This is a genomic window from uncultured Mucilaginibacter sp., assembly GCF_913773635.1.
GTDB lineage: Bacteria > Bacteroidota > Bacteroidia > Sphingobacteriales > Sphingobacteriaceae > Mucilaginibacter.
Genome location: NZ_CAJYGQ010000003.1, coordinates 36,624 through 52,971, shown reverse-complemented (window position 1 = coordinate 52,971; position 16,348 = coordinate 36,624). Strand labels below are relative to the sequence as shown.

The window sequence follows — 16,348 nt, the reverse complement described above, 5'->3', positions numbered from 1 at the left end:
TCTTCTTAGTTCGCTACTATTGGCGCCGAACTTGGATCAGGTACATTATAGCTGAATTCTGTAACCGGCACATCCCAATAGTCCATATAGTTGTACTCAATTAAACACGGTAATAATGTCCAGCCGGCAGCAGGCGTTGTACCTATTACGCTGTTAGGTACTACTACGTTTGCATTAGCGCGGCCGCCACCAGCGCTTACCGGTGCAGTAATATTCCATCGGCGGGCGTCATAGAATGCAAGACCTCTGTATGTTAAAGCAATTCTGCGCTCGCTCCTTAACTCTTCCAGCGCCTGTGCCTGGCTCAAACCGGCTCCCGCAACTGCTGATAAGCCTGCACCATTTGCAGTACGTACCTGATCTATAAGCGCTAAACCACCGCTTAAATCGCCAGTGCGTATATTAGCTTCGGCCAACATCAATGCATTTTCTTCATAAGAACCTGCAAATTGAACCTGCCCAGACCTGTTGTTAGTTGACCAATAACCACCATTTTCAATTGCAGTTAAATAGTAACGTGTTCCGTATTGCAAACCACGCGATGAACGGTTTTGAACAACCTCATTAGCAGCAAAGGCTGTTACACCTTTAGTAAACCGTTGATCACCGGCTTTAAAATCCTGAATCCAGCGCTCGCTTGGAAAAACCCAACCCGGATTGTTCTTATTTGAATTCCATCCGTAAGGGTGTTGTTGTGAATTTGGTGTCAAGTCGTTTACACCGCCCGGATCCATTCCCAAAACAAACGTCCTGTCGCCGGCAATTAAACCAGCACTGGTCAGGGTTTTTACAGTGGCCCAATCGGCAGCCGTCATTTGAGAAACTTTCTTATTTACCATCAGGTTGCGGGCCTTCAACGTATTTATACCTCTTACCCACATTGCCGGACTAACCATAGGGTTAGTGCGGTTAAATGTTGGAATAATAATATTCATGGTTGTAGCGTACACTGCATCACTTGCAGCTATTGGCGTTAATGCAGCAGCAGCTTTATCAAAGTTACTGTTAGCTTCGTTGATTATGGCATTACGGTCAACATATACCGGGCTGGTTGATCCGTCAGTGCTGTTAGTAATAACACCTGATACATACATCGAGCCTATTCTTGAGTAAGCAAAACCCTTCCACCAGTAAGCCCAGGCAGTTAACACCGCCTTTTCGGTTGCAGGCAAAGTAACAACGCCCGCATTTAAAGTTTGCAGCAACAAGTTAGCTTGGCCATTAACATAATAAGCCATGTTCCACTCGTAAACAATGGCGTTGGTTGCAGAGCCGTTAGTTGCAGGCAAGGTATTTAAAGCCTTTAACTGCGCAGGCTGACTTAGTTCCAAAGGGTTACGGATTTTGCGGTTGTATGGTGCTGGTATGGTTATATAATCAGTTTGGTTTACGTAGCGCCAGCCAAAGTTTCCAACTGATGAAAACTGCTCGTCGCCCATAATGCTATGCATTACCAAAGTATGCGCCAGCAGGTTGTTACCCACATAAAGCTTATTCCACATACCAAGCGCAAAGTTTTCTATTCCCTTTTGTGCCGTTAATGCTTCTGTAGGCGTAGGCGAGTTAGGGTTATTAAGTTGTAGATCTGATTTTTTGCAACTGCTTATGGTTACAGCAGCTAAAGCAAAAAGTGCGACAATTTTTTTCATTTTCCTGAGATTATTATCTGTTGATAGAACAATTCATTGGTTTAGGCAAACCTATGAGCACGTCAATGACTAAAATCCTATGTTTAAACTAAATTGATATGACTTTACGTTTGGAGCGCCATAACGGTCAACACCTCTAAATGAGCCTAATCCGTTTACAGCACCGCCCTGATTGTTTTGAGAGCTGGTTGCCTCCGGATCCAGGCCTTTGTAATTAGTCCAGGTAGCAAGGTTGCGGCCGGTTAAGGTTACCACAAGGCTTCTCAGCCATTTTTGCTTTACCAAACTGGTTACATCGTAACTTATTGATAAGTCTCTGAAACGAACGAAGCTACCATCTTCTACAAAGTATGAAAGTGCTGAGTTGGTGTTATAGAAGCTGTTGTAGTAAGCTACAAACGCACCCTCCTGACCGTTGATATTTACCGGCTTATCAAAATCGGCATGTAAACGGTCGCGGTATAACCATTGGCGGGTTGAGTTGTAAATACTTGCACCCTTAATCCAGTCAAATTGTAAACCTACGCTCAGATTTTTATACACAGTGAAGCGGTTAATTAATGAGCTGGTAAAATCGGGGTTAACGTTACCTACAACTTTTTGGTCATCGGTTGCTGTTAATACTACGTTGTAATTAGCCAGGTTAACCACATTACCATTTACAATAGTGTAATTACCAACATTTGCAGCAGGAATGTAGCGGGTGCCGTCAGGCCTTAACTGGTCAACGCTGGTAAGTGGGGTTTGCATGTACAATTCGCCTAAATCTCCGCCTGGTGCAATAGTGAAAAAGCTATTGGTGATAGGTAAGTTATTTGATATTTTGGTGATGTATGTATTGGCATTAGCCCACCTTACACCCAAGTTCCAGGTAAAGTTTTCTGAGCGGTATGCTGTTGCGTCTAAAGTAAGGTCAACACCATTACTTTTTAACGATACCAAGTTGTCAATAATGCCCGATGCTCCGGTTGACGTTGCGGCAGGTGCATTTTGTAATACATCTTCTGATGTACGTCTCCAGTAAGTACCGCTTAAGCTGATGCTGCTTAACCAAGGGCTGTCCTTCATAGGTGTTAAAGTAACATCAGTACCAAACTCTAATTCTTTAGTTACCTGAACATTCAAATTTGGGTTAGGCAACGTAGACCGGTTGTACAGTGCAGAACCTTCTGTTCCAAGCGCGCCTGCAACAAGGGTTGGCTGCCTGTCATAAGCGCCGGGCTGTACACCTGCCTCACCATACGCAGCACGTAATTTCCAGTTTGGTACCAACGATTTAGAAGAAAAGAACTCAGACGGGTTGATATACACCGTACCACGAGGGAAAGTGAATGGTTTTGACTGCCCGCCAAAGGCTGAAGAATAATCAGAACGGAAACCTGCCGAAATACCAAATAAGCTACCGTAGTCTATAGTTTGATTTACCAAAATACCATATAGCAATGTTTCGCTATAATCATCGCCCGAGGTTTTGGTTGTAGCTACGTTAATGTTAGCCGGAGGGAATGGCGGCAATATGCTTCCCTGTGCGTAATAGTAGCGGTAATTTGTTTTACGCGCTTCGTAAGTTACCTGAGTTGTGGTTTTTATAGGTAGCTTCGATTTAAAATCGTTTTGAAAATCTGTGCGGAAAAATAAGCTTGCATTTGCAGTTTGCAACCTGGTTTGCTCAAACTCATTAGTAATGCTACCGTTTATATTTCCACCAAAAAATACGGTTTGAGGACGTCCGCTTTGATTGTAGTAGTAGTCATAGTAATCACCGTTTCTTTGGTCAATTGAATACTTGGCATCAAGCTCAACAAACTTTGGAAATTTATAATTGACGTTGAAGTTTTGCAGCAAACGTGGTGTTTTAGCGTTGCGGGTACGTGCCTCGCGCTCTGCAAGCGGGTTGTTGCCGTCAATAAGCGTACTTGGCTTTACTACGTGCATGCCTGTTGCCGGGTTAATGTAGTTAAAGTCAATCCACTGAAATGAATTTACTAGGTTAAACCTGTTGCTAGATAATAAGTTCTCGTAAGTATAAAAGAACTGAGTATTACTTCTTAACGTTAAACCAGCAACCGGGTTAAAGCCAATATTCATATTCATATTGGTACGGCTAAAATCATTACTGTAAACGTCCTGTTGCTTAAGGTTTGAAAAGCCAAATGCATAATCAACCTTTTCAGAACCTCCACGTATGTTTAAAGCATTACTTAGTGTGGTAGCAACCCTGTTACCCTGGTCAATATGATCATATGTAGGTAACAAAAATGGCTTGTTATTTTGAACCGTTTTATCAGTTGCGTATGGCAGCGCAACCGGATCAGGCCAAACACCAATAGCGTTAGGAGCTAAAACTGCACCGCCCGATGCTAATATTGCACCATCAGCGTTAGTAACCCAGTGGTGGTTTGATGCTACCAAGTCATTCTTTTTGATCACCTGGTCTCTGCTGTATCTTGATGATATATCAATGGTAAACCTGCCATTTTTAGCACCTTTTTTAGTAAACACCTGTATAACACCGTTACCACCTACTGCACCGTAAAGCATACCACCGGCGGCACCTTTAACAACCTCAATACGATCAATTATATTAGGATCAATAGATGTTAAGATGTTGTTATCGGCCTGTACACCATCAACTAATATTAATGGTGACGTGCTACCCAGGTTGGTAAAACCGCGTAATTGAATAAGCGGACTAGCACCCGGCTGACCGCTGCGCTGAACAATTTGCGCACCGGCAATTTGCCCCTGTAATGCCTGGGTTGCATTAGTGGTTGCACTTTTAGGGAAGTCTTTTGATGAAAGGGTTGCTACATCAATAGGTACCTGCCTTTTTGATGTTGCAGCACCAACACCCGTAACAACCACCTCATTCAATTGCCCCGAACTTTGTACCAACGCTACATCAACCGCCGCTTTGCCTGCAATAGGAACACTTTGTGATGTAAAGCCGATAAACGAAAATATCAAAGTAGCATTTTCGGGAACTTTAAGGCTGAATTTACCATCGCTTCCGGTTTGGGTACCCACCTGGTTGCCTTCAGCTCTGACACTTACGCCTGGAAGAGGGAGACCATCACTTTTGGCTGTTACCGTTCCGGTTACTGTACGGGTTTGCGCATAGGCTTGGGAACCTACGAATACCAGCAAACCCCACAAAAATCTTTGTAGAATTTTTTTCATCAGTTAATAGTTTAATAGTTGACCGTAAGGTAAGCACAAAAAAATTACAAATCAAAATAGATTTAGCAATTTTTCACTATTAAAACTATTTCTATATGAATTATTCAGAAATTAGGGCAAATTTTTTTACAAATTAGATTATTTCACATATAAAAATCTTAATATCTAGATTTTTATATGTTAATTTTTAAATTCCATGTAAAAACCATTTACTATCTGCATACAAAAACAATCAAACTCAATTTTTACAACGCGTTTAAATACAGAATCACAGTAAATTCGACTAAATCACACACATAAAGGTAAGTTTTAAAGAATTAAATGCATCAATAAAGATTTTCTGATATAAAAATGAAATCTTCATTGAATCTCAAACTGAAGAACCCGTCGTTGGTGGTGAAATAGGTGCCAACGCTTACTTTAGTAAGCCCGGTTAGCTGCAGTTCGCTTTCCGTTAACACAGATATCTCTTCGCCGGCAGGTTTCCATTTAGTAAAACCCGATGTGATAGCGTAAGTCTTTTTCCGGTTGTAAAATATTACGATATTAATTTGTGATGCGAATTTGAAATATTGCACTGCATAAAAATCGTCAGTAACAATATTTACGGCGGGGTAGCCATTTATAATTAAAAAGTTCAGTGCGGTTTCAACAACGTTATCATTAACCATTGCTATTAAACGCGTATTTGCCTGCAATCTCAATTCATCATTTCCCACCACATAATCTACTTTAATACCATAAGCAATTAGTTGTTCGGCTGTGTATGCATCAGCAATAACAGTAGGACTCCATTCCAGCAGTTGCCCTAGTTCATCATCATTAAAATTATTTAAACCCAGTACAAGCAATGCGGGCTCCTGCTTTTCGCGAACTATATGGTGTGATGACATACTTTTTTAACTAAAGGCCAAAGCTTATGTTTGCAAGGCAATTTCTGATGCAAAAATATAAAAATGAATAGTGTGCAAACCCAACCTTTGAATGTTGCCCTTTTGGTTCATACCTGCGACCGGTATGGGTTTTTGTATGAAGGTTTTGGCTATTTTTTTAATAAGTACTGGGACTTTAACATTGATTGCAAGCTATATTTTGCAACAGAAGAGCTGGATGCTGCAGTTCCGGGCTTCACAAATATCAAATCAGGAAAAGGGGAATGGGCCGACCGGCTCCACTATTTACTAACTAACGTGTTACACGAGGAGTACGTTATATACATGCAGGAAGATATGTGGTTAAACAAAGCCGTAAGCGCTCAGTTTATGAACCAACTATTTGTACTGGCTAATAAAAACCATTTGAAGCAGGTTAAGTTAACCAGCTCAAATGTTTACAAAACCCATACTACCGATTTATTCATTGAAGGCTTCCAAATTGCCAGGCTTAATAACAGCGCCTCGGGTTATTTAATGTCGCACCAGGTAACACTTTGGGAGCGGAAGTTTCTGGCCGAACAAATGCGCAAGGGTGAACACCCCTGGCGTAACGAGCGCAAAGGCACCAAACGCCTTAAAAAACTTAACCCTGAGATTTACCAGGTTGATTACTTTGCCGAAAATGGACAACCGGCAATTAACAACAACATGCCGCAAGCGGCATATAGTGAATACCATACGGTATCGGCAAACAGCATGCTTCAGGCTAACACATTACCGTACATTAACGAATTAAACAAAGGGACTGCTGCCGAACGCACTTACGCCAATGAACTACTAAGGCATTATCAACAACAGCTTACGCATGACGGCAAAGCCAAGCCACGCAAAGAAGACTTATTTAAGAAGATAAAAAAGCTGTTTATTAAATAAAGGCTCAAATCATGTACCTTTGAAGCATGGCTACCATACAAGCATTTGCAAACAATCCTTACCAGGAAAATACCTATCTGTTATATGATGATACGGGCGAATGCGCAATTATAGATCCGGGAATGTACACCGCTGCCGAACAAAATGCAGTAGTAAACTTTATTAAGCTTAATAACTTAATACCTGTTCTGTTACTTAACACACATTGCCATATTGACCATGTACTGGGCAATAAATTTGTTTTTGATCAGTATGGTTTAAAGCCACAGTTTCATGAGGGCGAACTTGTAATACTTGAAGCTATGCCGGTATGGAGTCAGCAATCAGGCATACGATATGAGCTTTCTCCCCTGCCTGATACGTTTTTGCCCGAGAGCGGTACGATCACTTTTGGTAACACTACTCTTGAGCTCATATATGCACCCGGCCATTCTCCGGCGCACTTATGCTTTTATAGTGAAGCAGATAGTTTGCTGGTTGGCGGTGATGTGTTATTTAGAGGGAGCATTGGCCGCACTGATTTGCCCGGAGGCAACCATGCGCAACTGATTGATAACATAAAAATCAAGTTATTTACATTACCAGATGAGTGCACGGTTTACCCGGGCCACGGACCTGAAACCACAATTGGTTTCGAAAAAGCAACTAATCCTTTCTTTTAGTAACAATCAGCAGAACTTTTACAACCTGTAAAAGTTTACATTAAACACCCGTAAGTAACTTCACTTCAAATTGAATACATCCATATATATTGCAAAAAGGTATCTCTTCTCCAGAAAGAAGATGCATGCCATCAATATAATTTCGGGCATTTCCATGCTGGGTGTATTTGTTGGCAGTGCTGCATTGATAATTATTTTATCGGTATTTAATGGCTTTGAAAAGGTAATTCTTGCACTCTATAATAACTTTACGCCCGAGCTGAAAATTGAGCCGGCAACAGGCAAAACGTTTGACCCAAACACGCCATACCTGAAACAACTTGCACGTGACCCTGCATTGTTTTCATACACACAGGCACTTGAAGAGAAAGCACTGATAAGATATGGCGACCGCCAGTTCATTGGGACTGTAAGAGGTGTAAGCAATGATTTTTTGAAGAACAAACAGTTAGACAGTACCATACAAAACGGCTCTTTTACGCTGAATGCAGGCACGGTGCCTTATGCTGTAATTGGGGCTACGGTACAAAACAGTCTTGGTGTAAACATTAATGATCAGCTTTCGCATCTGCAAATTTACTCTCCACGCAGAAAAACCGTAAACTCTATAAACCCTGAGGATGAATTCATAAGATTACCTATCAGCGTATCGGGCATATTTGCCATTCAGCAGGATTTTGATGGTTTAGTAATTGCGCCCCTAAGCTTTACCCGTGATTTACTTGACGAGCCGTTAGAAATATCTTCATTGGAGCTCAACTTCAAACCGCGCACAAATATTGACAAACAACAGCAGGAAATACAAAACAAGCTAGGTAAAAACTTTTTGGTTAAAAACCGTTATGAGCAAAATACCGAGCTATACAAAACACTCAATTACGAGCGCTGGTTCACCTTTCTGATACTTACGTTTGTACTCATCATTGCCATTTTTAACATCATTGGTTCGTTAACCATGCTGGTGCTCGATAAAAGGAAAGATATTGCCATACTTACAAGTTTAGGCGCCGGCAAGCCGCTAATACAAGGCATTTTCTTTTTTGAGGGTATGCTTATATCAATTACCGGTTGCATTGCCGGTATAATAGTTGGGCTTGTATTTTGTGTGCTGCAACAGCAATTTGGGCTTATAAAAATGGGCAGTGCCTTAATGGTAATTGATGCCTACCCGGTTGATATAAAGTTTACCGACTTTATTTTGGTTTTTTTAACGGTGACAGGTATAGCCGTTATAGCATCGGGCATTAGCGCACGCTTAAGTGTAAAAGGATTAGACGAAATTAAACAGGATTTATAAATTTGCGTTATGCGGTACAAGCTGTTAATATTTGGATTTGTGGCAATGGCAATAGCGGTATTGTGTTCATGCAATGGTAACAAAGGCAGCCAGGGCAAGCTGCATACCTTTAAGGGATTATACAGTTTTGGACCCGAAGTAAAATCATTTAAAAACTGCGATGATACCCATGAATATTGGGTAACTGATAGTTCAGCACAATTAGAGCTTAAGTATTCGCAAATGAACTTTGAGAAGCCTTACGAGCCCGTTTATGTTGAAGTAGAGGGCGTAAGTATAAAATCGGGCAGCGAAGGTATGGGCTCTGATTATGACAGCACGCTTGTGGTGAAAAAAGTTATCAAAATCACAAAAGAAATACCGCAGGATTTGTGTAATTGAACCAGGCGGATTTAGACATTTTTTCTTTTTAAAACCGCTTCGCCAATCCTATTAAAACTAATTACCTGTTTTTGCCTTTTACATTTAACCTCTATTCTTTCACCTAAATAAAATTATCATGGAATCAAAACGTCAACAAAAATTTGCCGGAGTTTTACAGCAAGACCTGGCAGCAATATTTCAGCGTGAAGGAATGAACTTTTTACCAAACACGCTGGTAACTATTACCAAAGTTAGGGTAACGCCCGATTTGGCTATAGCACGTGTATTTTTAAGCTTTTTTAATAACACCAATACACAACAGGCGCTTCAGCTTGTTAAATCTCACTCGTCTGAAATCCGTTACAAATTAGGTGCACGCATAAAAGACCAAGTAAGGGTAATTCCTCAACTTGAGTTTTTTGTAGATGATACTAATGAATACGTTGAACGTATGGATAAAATTTTTGAGAAGATAAGCAAAGAGCCCCGCCAGCCAGACGACGAACAGCAATAATTAAACTTCACAGTCTAAACTCATGGATAAACATCTGCAATTAGCTGAATATTGCAGCAAGCATCCACACGCCCTATCAAGCGTGGTTGATATTGACTTTTTGCATGACCGCCTGTATAAATTCAATTTCACTAGCAGCAATAAGGACTTATCACCAGCAACCATTGCCAATACTGGTGAATTTAGCCAGTGGATTGTACAGACGCTAAGCCGTAACGATTGCAGGTACGGCATTGGCGGCTACATGGAACACCGCACGCTTTACAGCCGTAGCCCACTGTTTGATACACCCAACCAGGAACCACGTAGGCTACATTTAGGTATTGATATATGGTCACCCGCCGGTACTCCTGTATATGCACCATTAGCCGGAACGGTACATAGCTTTAAAGACAATAACTCCTTTGGCGATTATGGCGCTACCATTATACTTGAGCACAAACTTGATGGCCTGACTTTATATTCATTATACGGGCATTTGAATACCCAAAGCCTCGATGGGTTAGAAAGAAATAAGTGGGTAAACCAAGGTGAGCAGATTGCGTGCTTCGGCTTGGCAGCCGAAAATGGCAACTGGCCGCCACACCTGCATTTTCAATTGATGTTTGACATGCAAGGCCTTGAAGGTGACTATCCCGGAGTTTGCAAGCTGTCAGACAAGGATAGCTACATGCAAAACGTTCCTGATCCTGAAATAATTTTACAACTTAACAGGGCAACCATAATTTGATTTATGCGTTAGTATTATATAAGTAATTGATTTATATAATGCTTAAGTATTTCCTCCCACTCATTTTTATAATGGCTTTAGCACCGGCTAAAGCTCAACCAACTTTTAAAGGCGGCCCGGCTGCGCTTGATGCCTTCTTGCAAAGCAAAATTGTTTACCCTGAGTTTTCGAGCCAAAATTGTATTGCGGCTGCAGTGCAGGTGAGTTTTATGATTCAAACAGACGGGCGGGTTACCGATGCAATGATACAACAAGGACCAGGCATTGACCTTGACGACGAAGCTTTGAGGGTTATTAAGCTAACTTCAGGTAAATGGAATATTCCTGCCGATTACAAGCGCGCTGTAAGGGTTGTGCTGCCTATCAGCTTCAGGCCCGATTATGTACGTTGTCAGCGTAATAACGGAACCTCCGTACCACAAATGAGCATGGGCCAGGCCATAGCAGCTTATCAAAAACGCCAGGAGTTGGAAAACGCTATAACCAATTACTACATCAATAAACGAAGTGGCAAGGCCGATGAGCGAAATGAATCAACCATTGAGCGTTTAAAGCAACAGCTTGGTATTAATGAGGAGCTTTGGAAAGATGTGCTTGATCAGGCTAATGAGAAATTAAAGCAAGGCGACAAAGACGGTGCATGTAAAGACTGGAACTTCATAAAAAATACAGGCAGTAGCCTGGCTGACGATTACCTGGCCAGGTACTGCAAGTAAGTATTATTTTTTCACCTCAAAAACAAATTGTTTACTGCCTGCTTCTCCATCGGCATTTAAACCTTGTATAACAACGGCATATTTACCTGGCTGGTCTGACGTATAGAACGACAAGTTAGCGTTGCCGGCAGCATCTGTATAAACATCCGGAGACCAGTACAGCGCAGTCCTAAAATCGGGTGTGCGACTGGCGCGCTGCAAATCCGTATCATACACCGGCGAATAAAACTTACGCTGAAGCTGTAAGCCTTCATAATCAAGCACAGCAGCGCGCGGATCTATCTCAAAACCGGCCAAATCATCTTTATAAGTTGTGAAACTTAATACACCATCAAAGCGTGCAGCGCCATATAAATAGCGGTCGGGCATTACTTCAAGTTTTCTTAGCTTTAGTGGGTCAAGCGCAAACACTTTATTCATATCAAAGACAGGAATACCATTATAGAGCACCAAAGGATTATCATCCAATAGTTTAGTTTGGTTATACATGGTTACCTTGAATTTACCCCTACGCTTTGCCACAACAAGCGAAAAGTGCTACAAATAGATTCCTTTTAACGCAAAAAAGGCCGCTATATAAAATAACGGCCTTCAAAAAATATTCAACTATATTATAGTTTTCTTTTCACTTCTACATTTTCGTAAGCTTCAACTATATCGCCTACTTCAATGTTGTTAAAGTTTTGGATGTTCAAACCACACTCGTAGCCTTGGTTAACTTCTTTAACATCGTCTTTGTAACGTTTTAAAGAGGCAAGCTCACCAGTGTATATTACTACACCTTCGCGTATAACGCGTATTTTGCTGTTACGTGTAATTTTACCATCCAATACCATACAACCGGCAATAGTACCAACCTTACTGATTTTGAAGGTTTCACGTATTTCAACGTTAGCCACAATCTTCTCTTCAAAGGTTGGCGCAAGCATGCCTTCCATTGCAGTTTTTATCTCATTGATGGCATCGTAGATTATTGAGTACAGGCGAATATCAATTTGCTCCTGCTCTGCCAGTTTACGTGCACTGCTTGACGGACGCACCTGGAAACCGATAATGATCGCATCAGAAGCTGTTGCCAATAATACGTCTGACTCAGAAATCTGACCTACGCCTTTAGAGATAATATTAACCTGAATCTGATCAGTAGATTGCTTCAATAAAGAGTCTGATAACGCTTCGATTGAGCCATCCACGTCACCTTTAACAATGATATTAAGCTCTTTAAAGTTACCAATTGCCAAACGACGGCCAATTTCATCAAGAGTGATATGTTTCTGCGTACGTAAGCCCTGCTCACGTTGCAATTGCAAACGTTTGTTGGCTATGTCGCGTGCTTCGCTTTCACTTTCAAGAGCATTAAAGCGGTCACCTGCGGTAGGTGCACCTTGCATACCCAGTACCTGTACAGGGGTGCTTGGTCCGGCTTCGTTTACACGCATACCACGCTCGTTTGTTAACGCTTTAACGCGGCCACTATAGCTACCGGCTAATATAGGATCACCCACGCGTAAGGTACCTGCTTGTACTAATACAGTGGTTACAATACCACGGCCTTTATCTAAAGCAGCCTCAATTACTGTACCTACTGCACGTTTTTTAGGATTAGCTTTAAGCTCTAATAACTCAGCTTCAAGCAATACTTTTTCTAACAATAGGTTTACATTTAAACCTGATTTAGCTGAGATTTCCTGTGATTGGTATTTACCACCCCAGTCCTCAACCAAAATATTCATACCCGCAAGTTGCTCACGCACCCTGTCGGCGTTAGCGCCAGGCTTGTCGATTTTATTGAAGGCAAAAATGATTGGTGCACCGGCAGCCTGCGCGTGGTTTATAGCCTCGCGGGTTTGCGGCATCACAGCATCATCAGCCGCAATTACTATAATAACAATATCTGTCACCTGGGCACCGCGTGCACGCATGGCGGTAAACGCCTCGTGACCCGGAGTATCCAAGAATGTAATCTTGCCTTTGTCTTCAAGCGTTACCTCGTATGCACCAATGTGCTGGGTAATACCACCTGCTTCGCCGCCAATAACGTTAGTTTTACGTATGAAATCGAGCAATGAAGTTTTACCGTGGTCAACGTGACCCATAATGGTAACAATTGGCGCACGCGGGATTAAATCAGCTTCATCGTCTTCTTCCTCAAGATTAATTTCTTCTTCGTCAGGCTTAACAAACTCAATCTGGTAACCAAATTCTTCGGCAACAATGCTTAGTGTCTCTGCATCCAAACGCTGGTTAATGGATACGAACATACCCAAGCTCATACAGGTAGAGATAATTTGCGTTACTGAAACATCCATCAACGATGCCAGCTCATTGGCTGTTACAAACTCAGTAACTTTTAATACTCTCGACTGCAGTTCTTGTTCCAGTGCTGCTTCCTCTGCTGATGCAGCTACATCATCACGTTTTTGACGACGGAATTTAGCACGCTGAGCAAATTTGCCCGACTTACCTGCACCGCTCAAACGGGCAAGTGTAGCCTTAATCTGGTCTTGTATTTCTTTTTCTGAAGGTTCTTCTTTAGGAGCGCCCGCCGGTGCATTACGGTTGAATCCACCCTGGCGATTGCCACCCTGGTTTGGTCCACCCGGACGGTTACCAAAACCCGGACGACCGCCTTGCTGGAAACCACCACCCTGACGATTGCCACCTTGCTGGCCACCTCCACCTTGTTGTCCTTGCTGACCTCCTTGCGGAGCATTAGGATTAGGTCCGTTCTCTTTACGCTTACGCTTGCGCTTATGATCGGCAGAGTTTGCGTTAGATGATGAGGCAACTGGTCCGCCACGACGGCTGTTATCAACCGGTAATGTAATTTTACCTACCACGTTAGGGCCGGTAAGGCGTTCAGCTTTCGCTCTTATTACCTCGTTCTCACGTGCAGGCTCTTCGGCAGGTGCAGGTGTTGGTGCTGCAGGCGTTGAAGCAGGCGGAGTTGATGGTGTTACAGGTGCAGCAGGCTTTTCGGCCGCTGGTGCAACTGCTGGCTTTTCAACTACAGGCTCAGGCTTAGCTACTGGCTCCACTGGAGTTGCCGAAGTCACAGGCGCAGCTGGCTTTTCGGCCACTGGTGCAACTCCTGGCTTTTCAGCTACAGGCTCAGCCTTAGGCTCTGGTTTCGCCACAGGCTCAGGAACAGGTGCCGGCTTCGCAGGCTCTGCTGCTTTAGCTACAGGCTCTTCCTTAACCTCTGCACGAGGAGCAGGCTTGTTCAAGTTATCTAAATCAATTTTACCTACTACTTTCACCCCAGGCAATGAACCCTCAGGTTTTTCGGCTTCTTTTGGTTTAGACGGGGCAGCAAACGTTCCTGCGTTTTTGATCAGGATCTCATCCTTTTCAAATTCGTTCGAACGGCTTTCAGCCGGCTTTTCAGGGGCAGCACCAGGCTCATCACGGCGTATTTTACCAATGTTGATCTGCTTGGCTTCCTCCTTAATAATCTTATCGGCTGCAAACTGCTTTACCAGTGTACTGTACATTTCACCGTTAAGAGCGGTCATAGGGTTACGGTCAACTTTATATCCTTTTGATGATAAAAAATCGACAATAGTGCCTATACCAATGTTAAGCTCTTTTGCTGCCTTTATTAACTTTATACTTTTGTCTTCTGACATTTAATAATTCTTTCTCTGCTTATTATATGCAAATTTACTATTTTTTATTGGCATATGGGAGCTTATTCAAACTCGGCCTGCAGAATTGATAAAACTTCTTTAACCGTTTCTTCCTCAAGGTCGGTACGTTTAACTAATTCGCCCACACCCAGTGCCAATATTGATTTTGCGGTATCTAAACCAACACGCTTGAACTCGTCAATAATCCAGCTGTCAATTTCGTCCGAAAACTCTTCTATATCCACATCTTCCTCTTCTTCATCCGCTTCGCGGTACACATCAACCTCATAACCGGTTAACTTACCGGCAAGTTTAATGTTATGTCCACCACGGCCAATAGCTAAAGAAACCTGATCAGGCTTTAAATAAACGGCCGCTGTTTTGCGCTCATCATCAAGCTTGATAGTGGTTATTTTAGCCGGAGACAATGCACGCTGAATGTATAACTGAATATTGTTGGTATAGTTTATTACATCTATGTTTTCGTTCTTCAACTCACGCACAATACCATGAATACGCGAACCTTTCATACCTACACAGGCACCTACAGGGTCGATACGGTCATCATATGATTCCACCGCTACTTTAGCACGCTCGCCTGGTTCACGTACAATTTTCTTAATGGTAATTAAGCCATCAAAAATTTCTGGCACTTCCAGCTCAAATAAACGCTGTAAAAACTCAGGAGCGGTACGCGAAATAATGATTTTAGGGTTGCTATTCATCATATCAACCTTGTGTACCACCGCTTTTACGCTATCACCTTTTTTAAAGTAATCCGCAGGTATCTGCTCGCTTTTTGGGAGTAACAATTCATTACCCTCATCGTCAAGCACCAGGGTTTCTTTTTTCCAAACCTGGTAAACTTCACCGGTAATCAATTCACCTACACGATCTTTATACTTCTTAAATATTTCGTCTTTTTCAAGCTCTAAAATTTTAGAAACCAGTGTTTGACGGGCAGCTAATATGGCACGACGACCAAAGCTTTCCAAGGTAATCTGCTCAATAAATTCATCACCAACTTCCAAATCAGGATCATGCTTGTGTGCTTCAGCAAGCTCAATCTCCAGGTCATCATCCTCCGAAAAACCGTCTTCCATTACGGTACGTGTGCGCCAAATTTCCAAGTCACCGTTATCGGTATTTACAATGACGTCACAATTTTCGTCGGTGCCATATTTTTTCCTAATCATGCTGCGGAATACATCCTCCAGCACGCTCATCATTGTTGGGCGGTCAATGTTTTTAAAATCCTTGAACTCCTGAAAAGAGTCAATTAAATTAATATTGCTCATGTTATTTAAACGATATTAAAACTTTAGTTTCTGCTATATTCTCAGTCGGGATGGCACTTTCAACCAGCTCCGCCTTCTTTCCTTTTTCTTTGATGGTTTCTTCAATAATTACGCTACCATCAGCATAGGCAAGCAACTTACCTTCGCGCTTGGTTCCGTCAGTTGTTTTGACTGATACCCTACGCCCAATATTTTTTGTATACTGCCTGGGCAGTTCAAGCGGTGTATCAATCCCTGGCGACGAAACTTCGAGGTTGTAAGCGTCTTCAACCACGTTTTCCTCTTCCAGATGAAACCCTACATGGCGGCTCACATCAACACAATCACTAATACCAAGCCCATTATCGCCATCAATTAAAATAATGAGCTTGCCGTTGCTATGCATCTTTACACTCACTAAAAATATCCCGGGCTTCTCGGCCAGTTTTTCTTCAACCAGTTCTGCCGCCCTCTTTTCAACGTTAGTCATTTGCAAAAAATTGATTGATAATAAAAAGAGGGG

14 protein-coding genes are annotated in these 16,348 nt (G+C 42.2%); 7 read left to right on the top strand and 7 right to left on the bottom strand.

The features are described from left to right. Positions 1 to 5: 5 nt before the first annotated feature. The 3 genes from QZ407_RS01595 to QZ407_RS01585 form a co-directional block, all read right to left on the bottom strand. Positions 6 to 1,649, bottom strand: a complete 1,644-nt coding sequence (locus QZ407_RS01595) for a RagB/SusD family nutrient uptake outer membrane protein (RefSeq protein WP_295767311.1) — start codon at positions 1,647 to 1,649, stop codon at positions 6 to 8. Between the two features lie 69 nt (positions 1,650 to 1,718). Further along, a complete protein-coding gene (locus tag QZ407_RS01590) occupies positions 1,719 to 4,829 on the bottom strand; it encodes a SusC/RagA family TonB-linked outer membrane protein (protein ID WP_295767310.1) in 3,111 nt (1,036 codons plus the stop codon). Positions 4,830 to 5,155: 326 nt separating this feature from the next. Beyond that, positions 5,156 to 5,722 carry a thiamine pyrophosphokinase gene (locus tag QZ407_RS01585; protein ID WP_295767309.1) on the bottom strand — a complete coding sequence of 189 codons (567 nt, stop codon included), beginning with the start codon at positions 5,720 to 5,722 and terminating at the stop codon, positions 5,156 to 5,158. Between the two features lie 63 nt (positions 5,723 to 5,785). On the opposite strand from QZ407_RS01585, the gene QZ407_RS01580 reads away from it, so the two are divergent. The 7 genes from QZ407_RS01580 to QZ407_RS01550 all read left to right on the top strand — a co-directional run bounded on the left by QZ407_RS01580 (position 5,786) and on the right by QZ407_RS01550 (position 10,919). Next, on the top strand, positions 5,786 to 6,637 hold the full coding sequence (locus QZ407_RS01580) for a hypothetical protein (RefSeq protein WP_295767308.1): 852 nt from the start codon (positions 5,786 to 5,788) through the stop codon (positions 6,635 to 6,637). A 26-nt stretch (positions 6,638 to 6,663) separates the two neighbouring features. Beyond that, positions 6,664 to 7,299 (top strand): MBL fold metallo-hydrolase, encoded by a 636-nt coding sequence (locus tag QZ407_RS01575; RefSeq protein ID WP_295767307.1) that lies wholly within the window; start codon positions 6,664 to 6,666, stop codon positions 7,297 to 7,299. Between the two features lie 121 nt (positions 7,300 to 7,420). After that, a complete protein-coding gene (locus QZ407_RS01570; RefSeq protein ID WP_295767306.1) occupies positions 7,421 to 8,596 on the top strand; it encodes an FtsX-like permease family protein in 1,176 nt (391 codons plus the stop codon). A gap of 9 nt (positions 8,597 to 8,605) precedes the next feature. After that, a complete protein-coding gene (locus QZ407_RS01565) occupies positions 8,606 to 8,977 on the top strand; it encodes a hypothetical protein (RefSeq protein WP_295767305.1) in 372 nt (123 codons plus the stop codon). A 118-nt stretch (positions 8,978 to 9,095) separates the two neighbouring features. Beyond that, the gene (gene rbfA, locus QZ407_RS01560) at positions 9,096 to 9,473 is read left to right on the top strand and encodes a 30S ribosome-binding factor RbfA (RefSeq protein ID WP_157540471.1); all 378 of its coding nucleotides are present in this window, start codon (positions 9,096 to 9,098) and stop codon (positions 9,471 to 9,473) included. A 22-nt stretch (positions 9,474 to 9,495) separates the two neighbouring features. Next, positions 9,496 to 10,203, top strand: a complete 708-nt coding sequence (locus QZ407_RS01555) for a peptidoglycan DD-metalloendopeptidase family protein (RefSeq protein WP_295767304.1) — start codon at positions 9,496 to 9,498, stop codon at positions 10,201 to 10,203. Between the two features lie 71 nt (positions 10,204 to 10,274). Beyond that, positions 10,275 to 10,919, top strand: coding sequence for an energy transducer TonB (locus tag QZ407_RS01550; protein ID WP_295767303.1), 645 nt, complete (start codon positions 10,275 to 10,277; stop codon positions 10,917 to 10,919). Positions 10,920 to 10,922: 3 nt separating this feature from the next. Here QZ407_RS01550 and QZ407_RS01545 read toward each other — a convergent pair whose 3' ends face one another. From QZ407_RS01545 to rimP, 4 genes are all read right to left on the bottom strand, one after another. Next, the gene (locus QZ407_RS01545; protein ID WP_295767302.1) at positions 10,923 to 11,441 is read right to left on the bottom strand and encodes a hypothetical protein; all 519 of its coding nucleotides are present in this window, start codon (positions 11,439 to 11,441) and stop codon (positions 10,923 to 10,925) included. 89 nt (positions 11,442 to 11,530) lie between these two features. Next, complete coding sequence (gene infB / locus QZ407_RS01540; protein WP_295767301.1) at positions 11,531 to 14,548, bottom strand: translation initiation factor IF-2; 3,018 nt, start codon at positions 14,546 to 14,548, stop codon at positions 11,531 to 11,533. A 62-nt stretch (positions 14,549 to 14,610) separates the two neighbouring features. Continuing rightward, positions 14,611 to 15,846, bottom strand: a complete 1,236-nt coding sequence (nusA, locus tag QZ407_RS01535) for a transcription termination factor NusA (protein ID WP_295767300.1) — start codon at positions 15,844 to 15,846, stop codon at positions 14,611 to 14,613. Position 15,847: 1 nt separating this feature from the next. After that, complete coding sequence (gene rimP / locus QZ407_RS01530; protein ID WP_295767299.1) at positions 15,848 to 16,315, bottom strand: ribosome assembly cofactor RimP; 468 nt, start codon at positions 16,313 to 16,315, stop codon at positions 15,848 to 15,850. Positions 16,316 to 16,348: the final 33 nt, after the last annotated feature.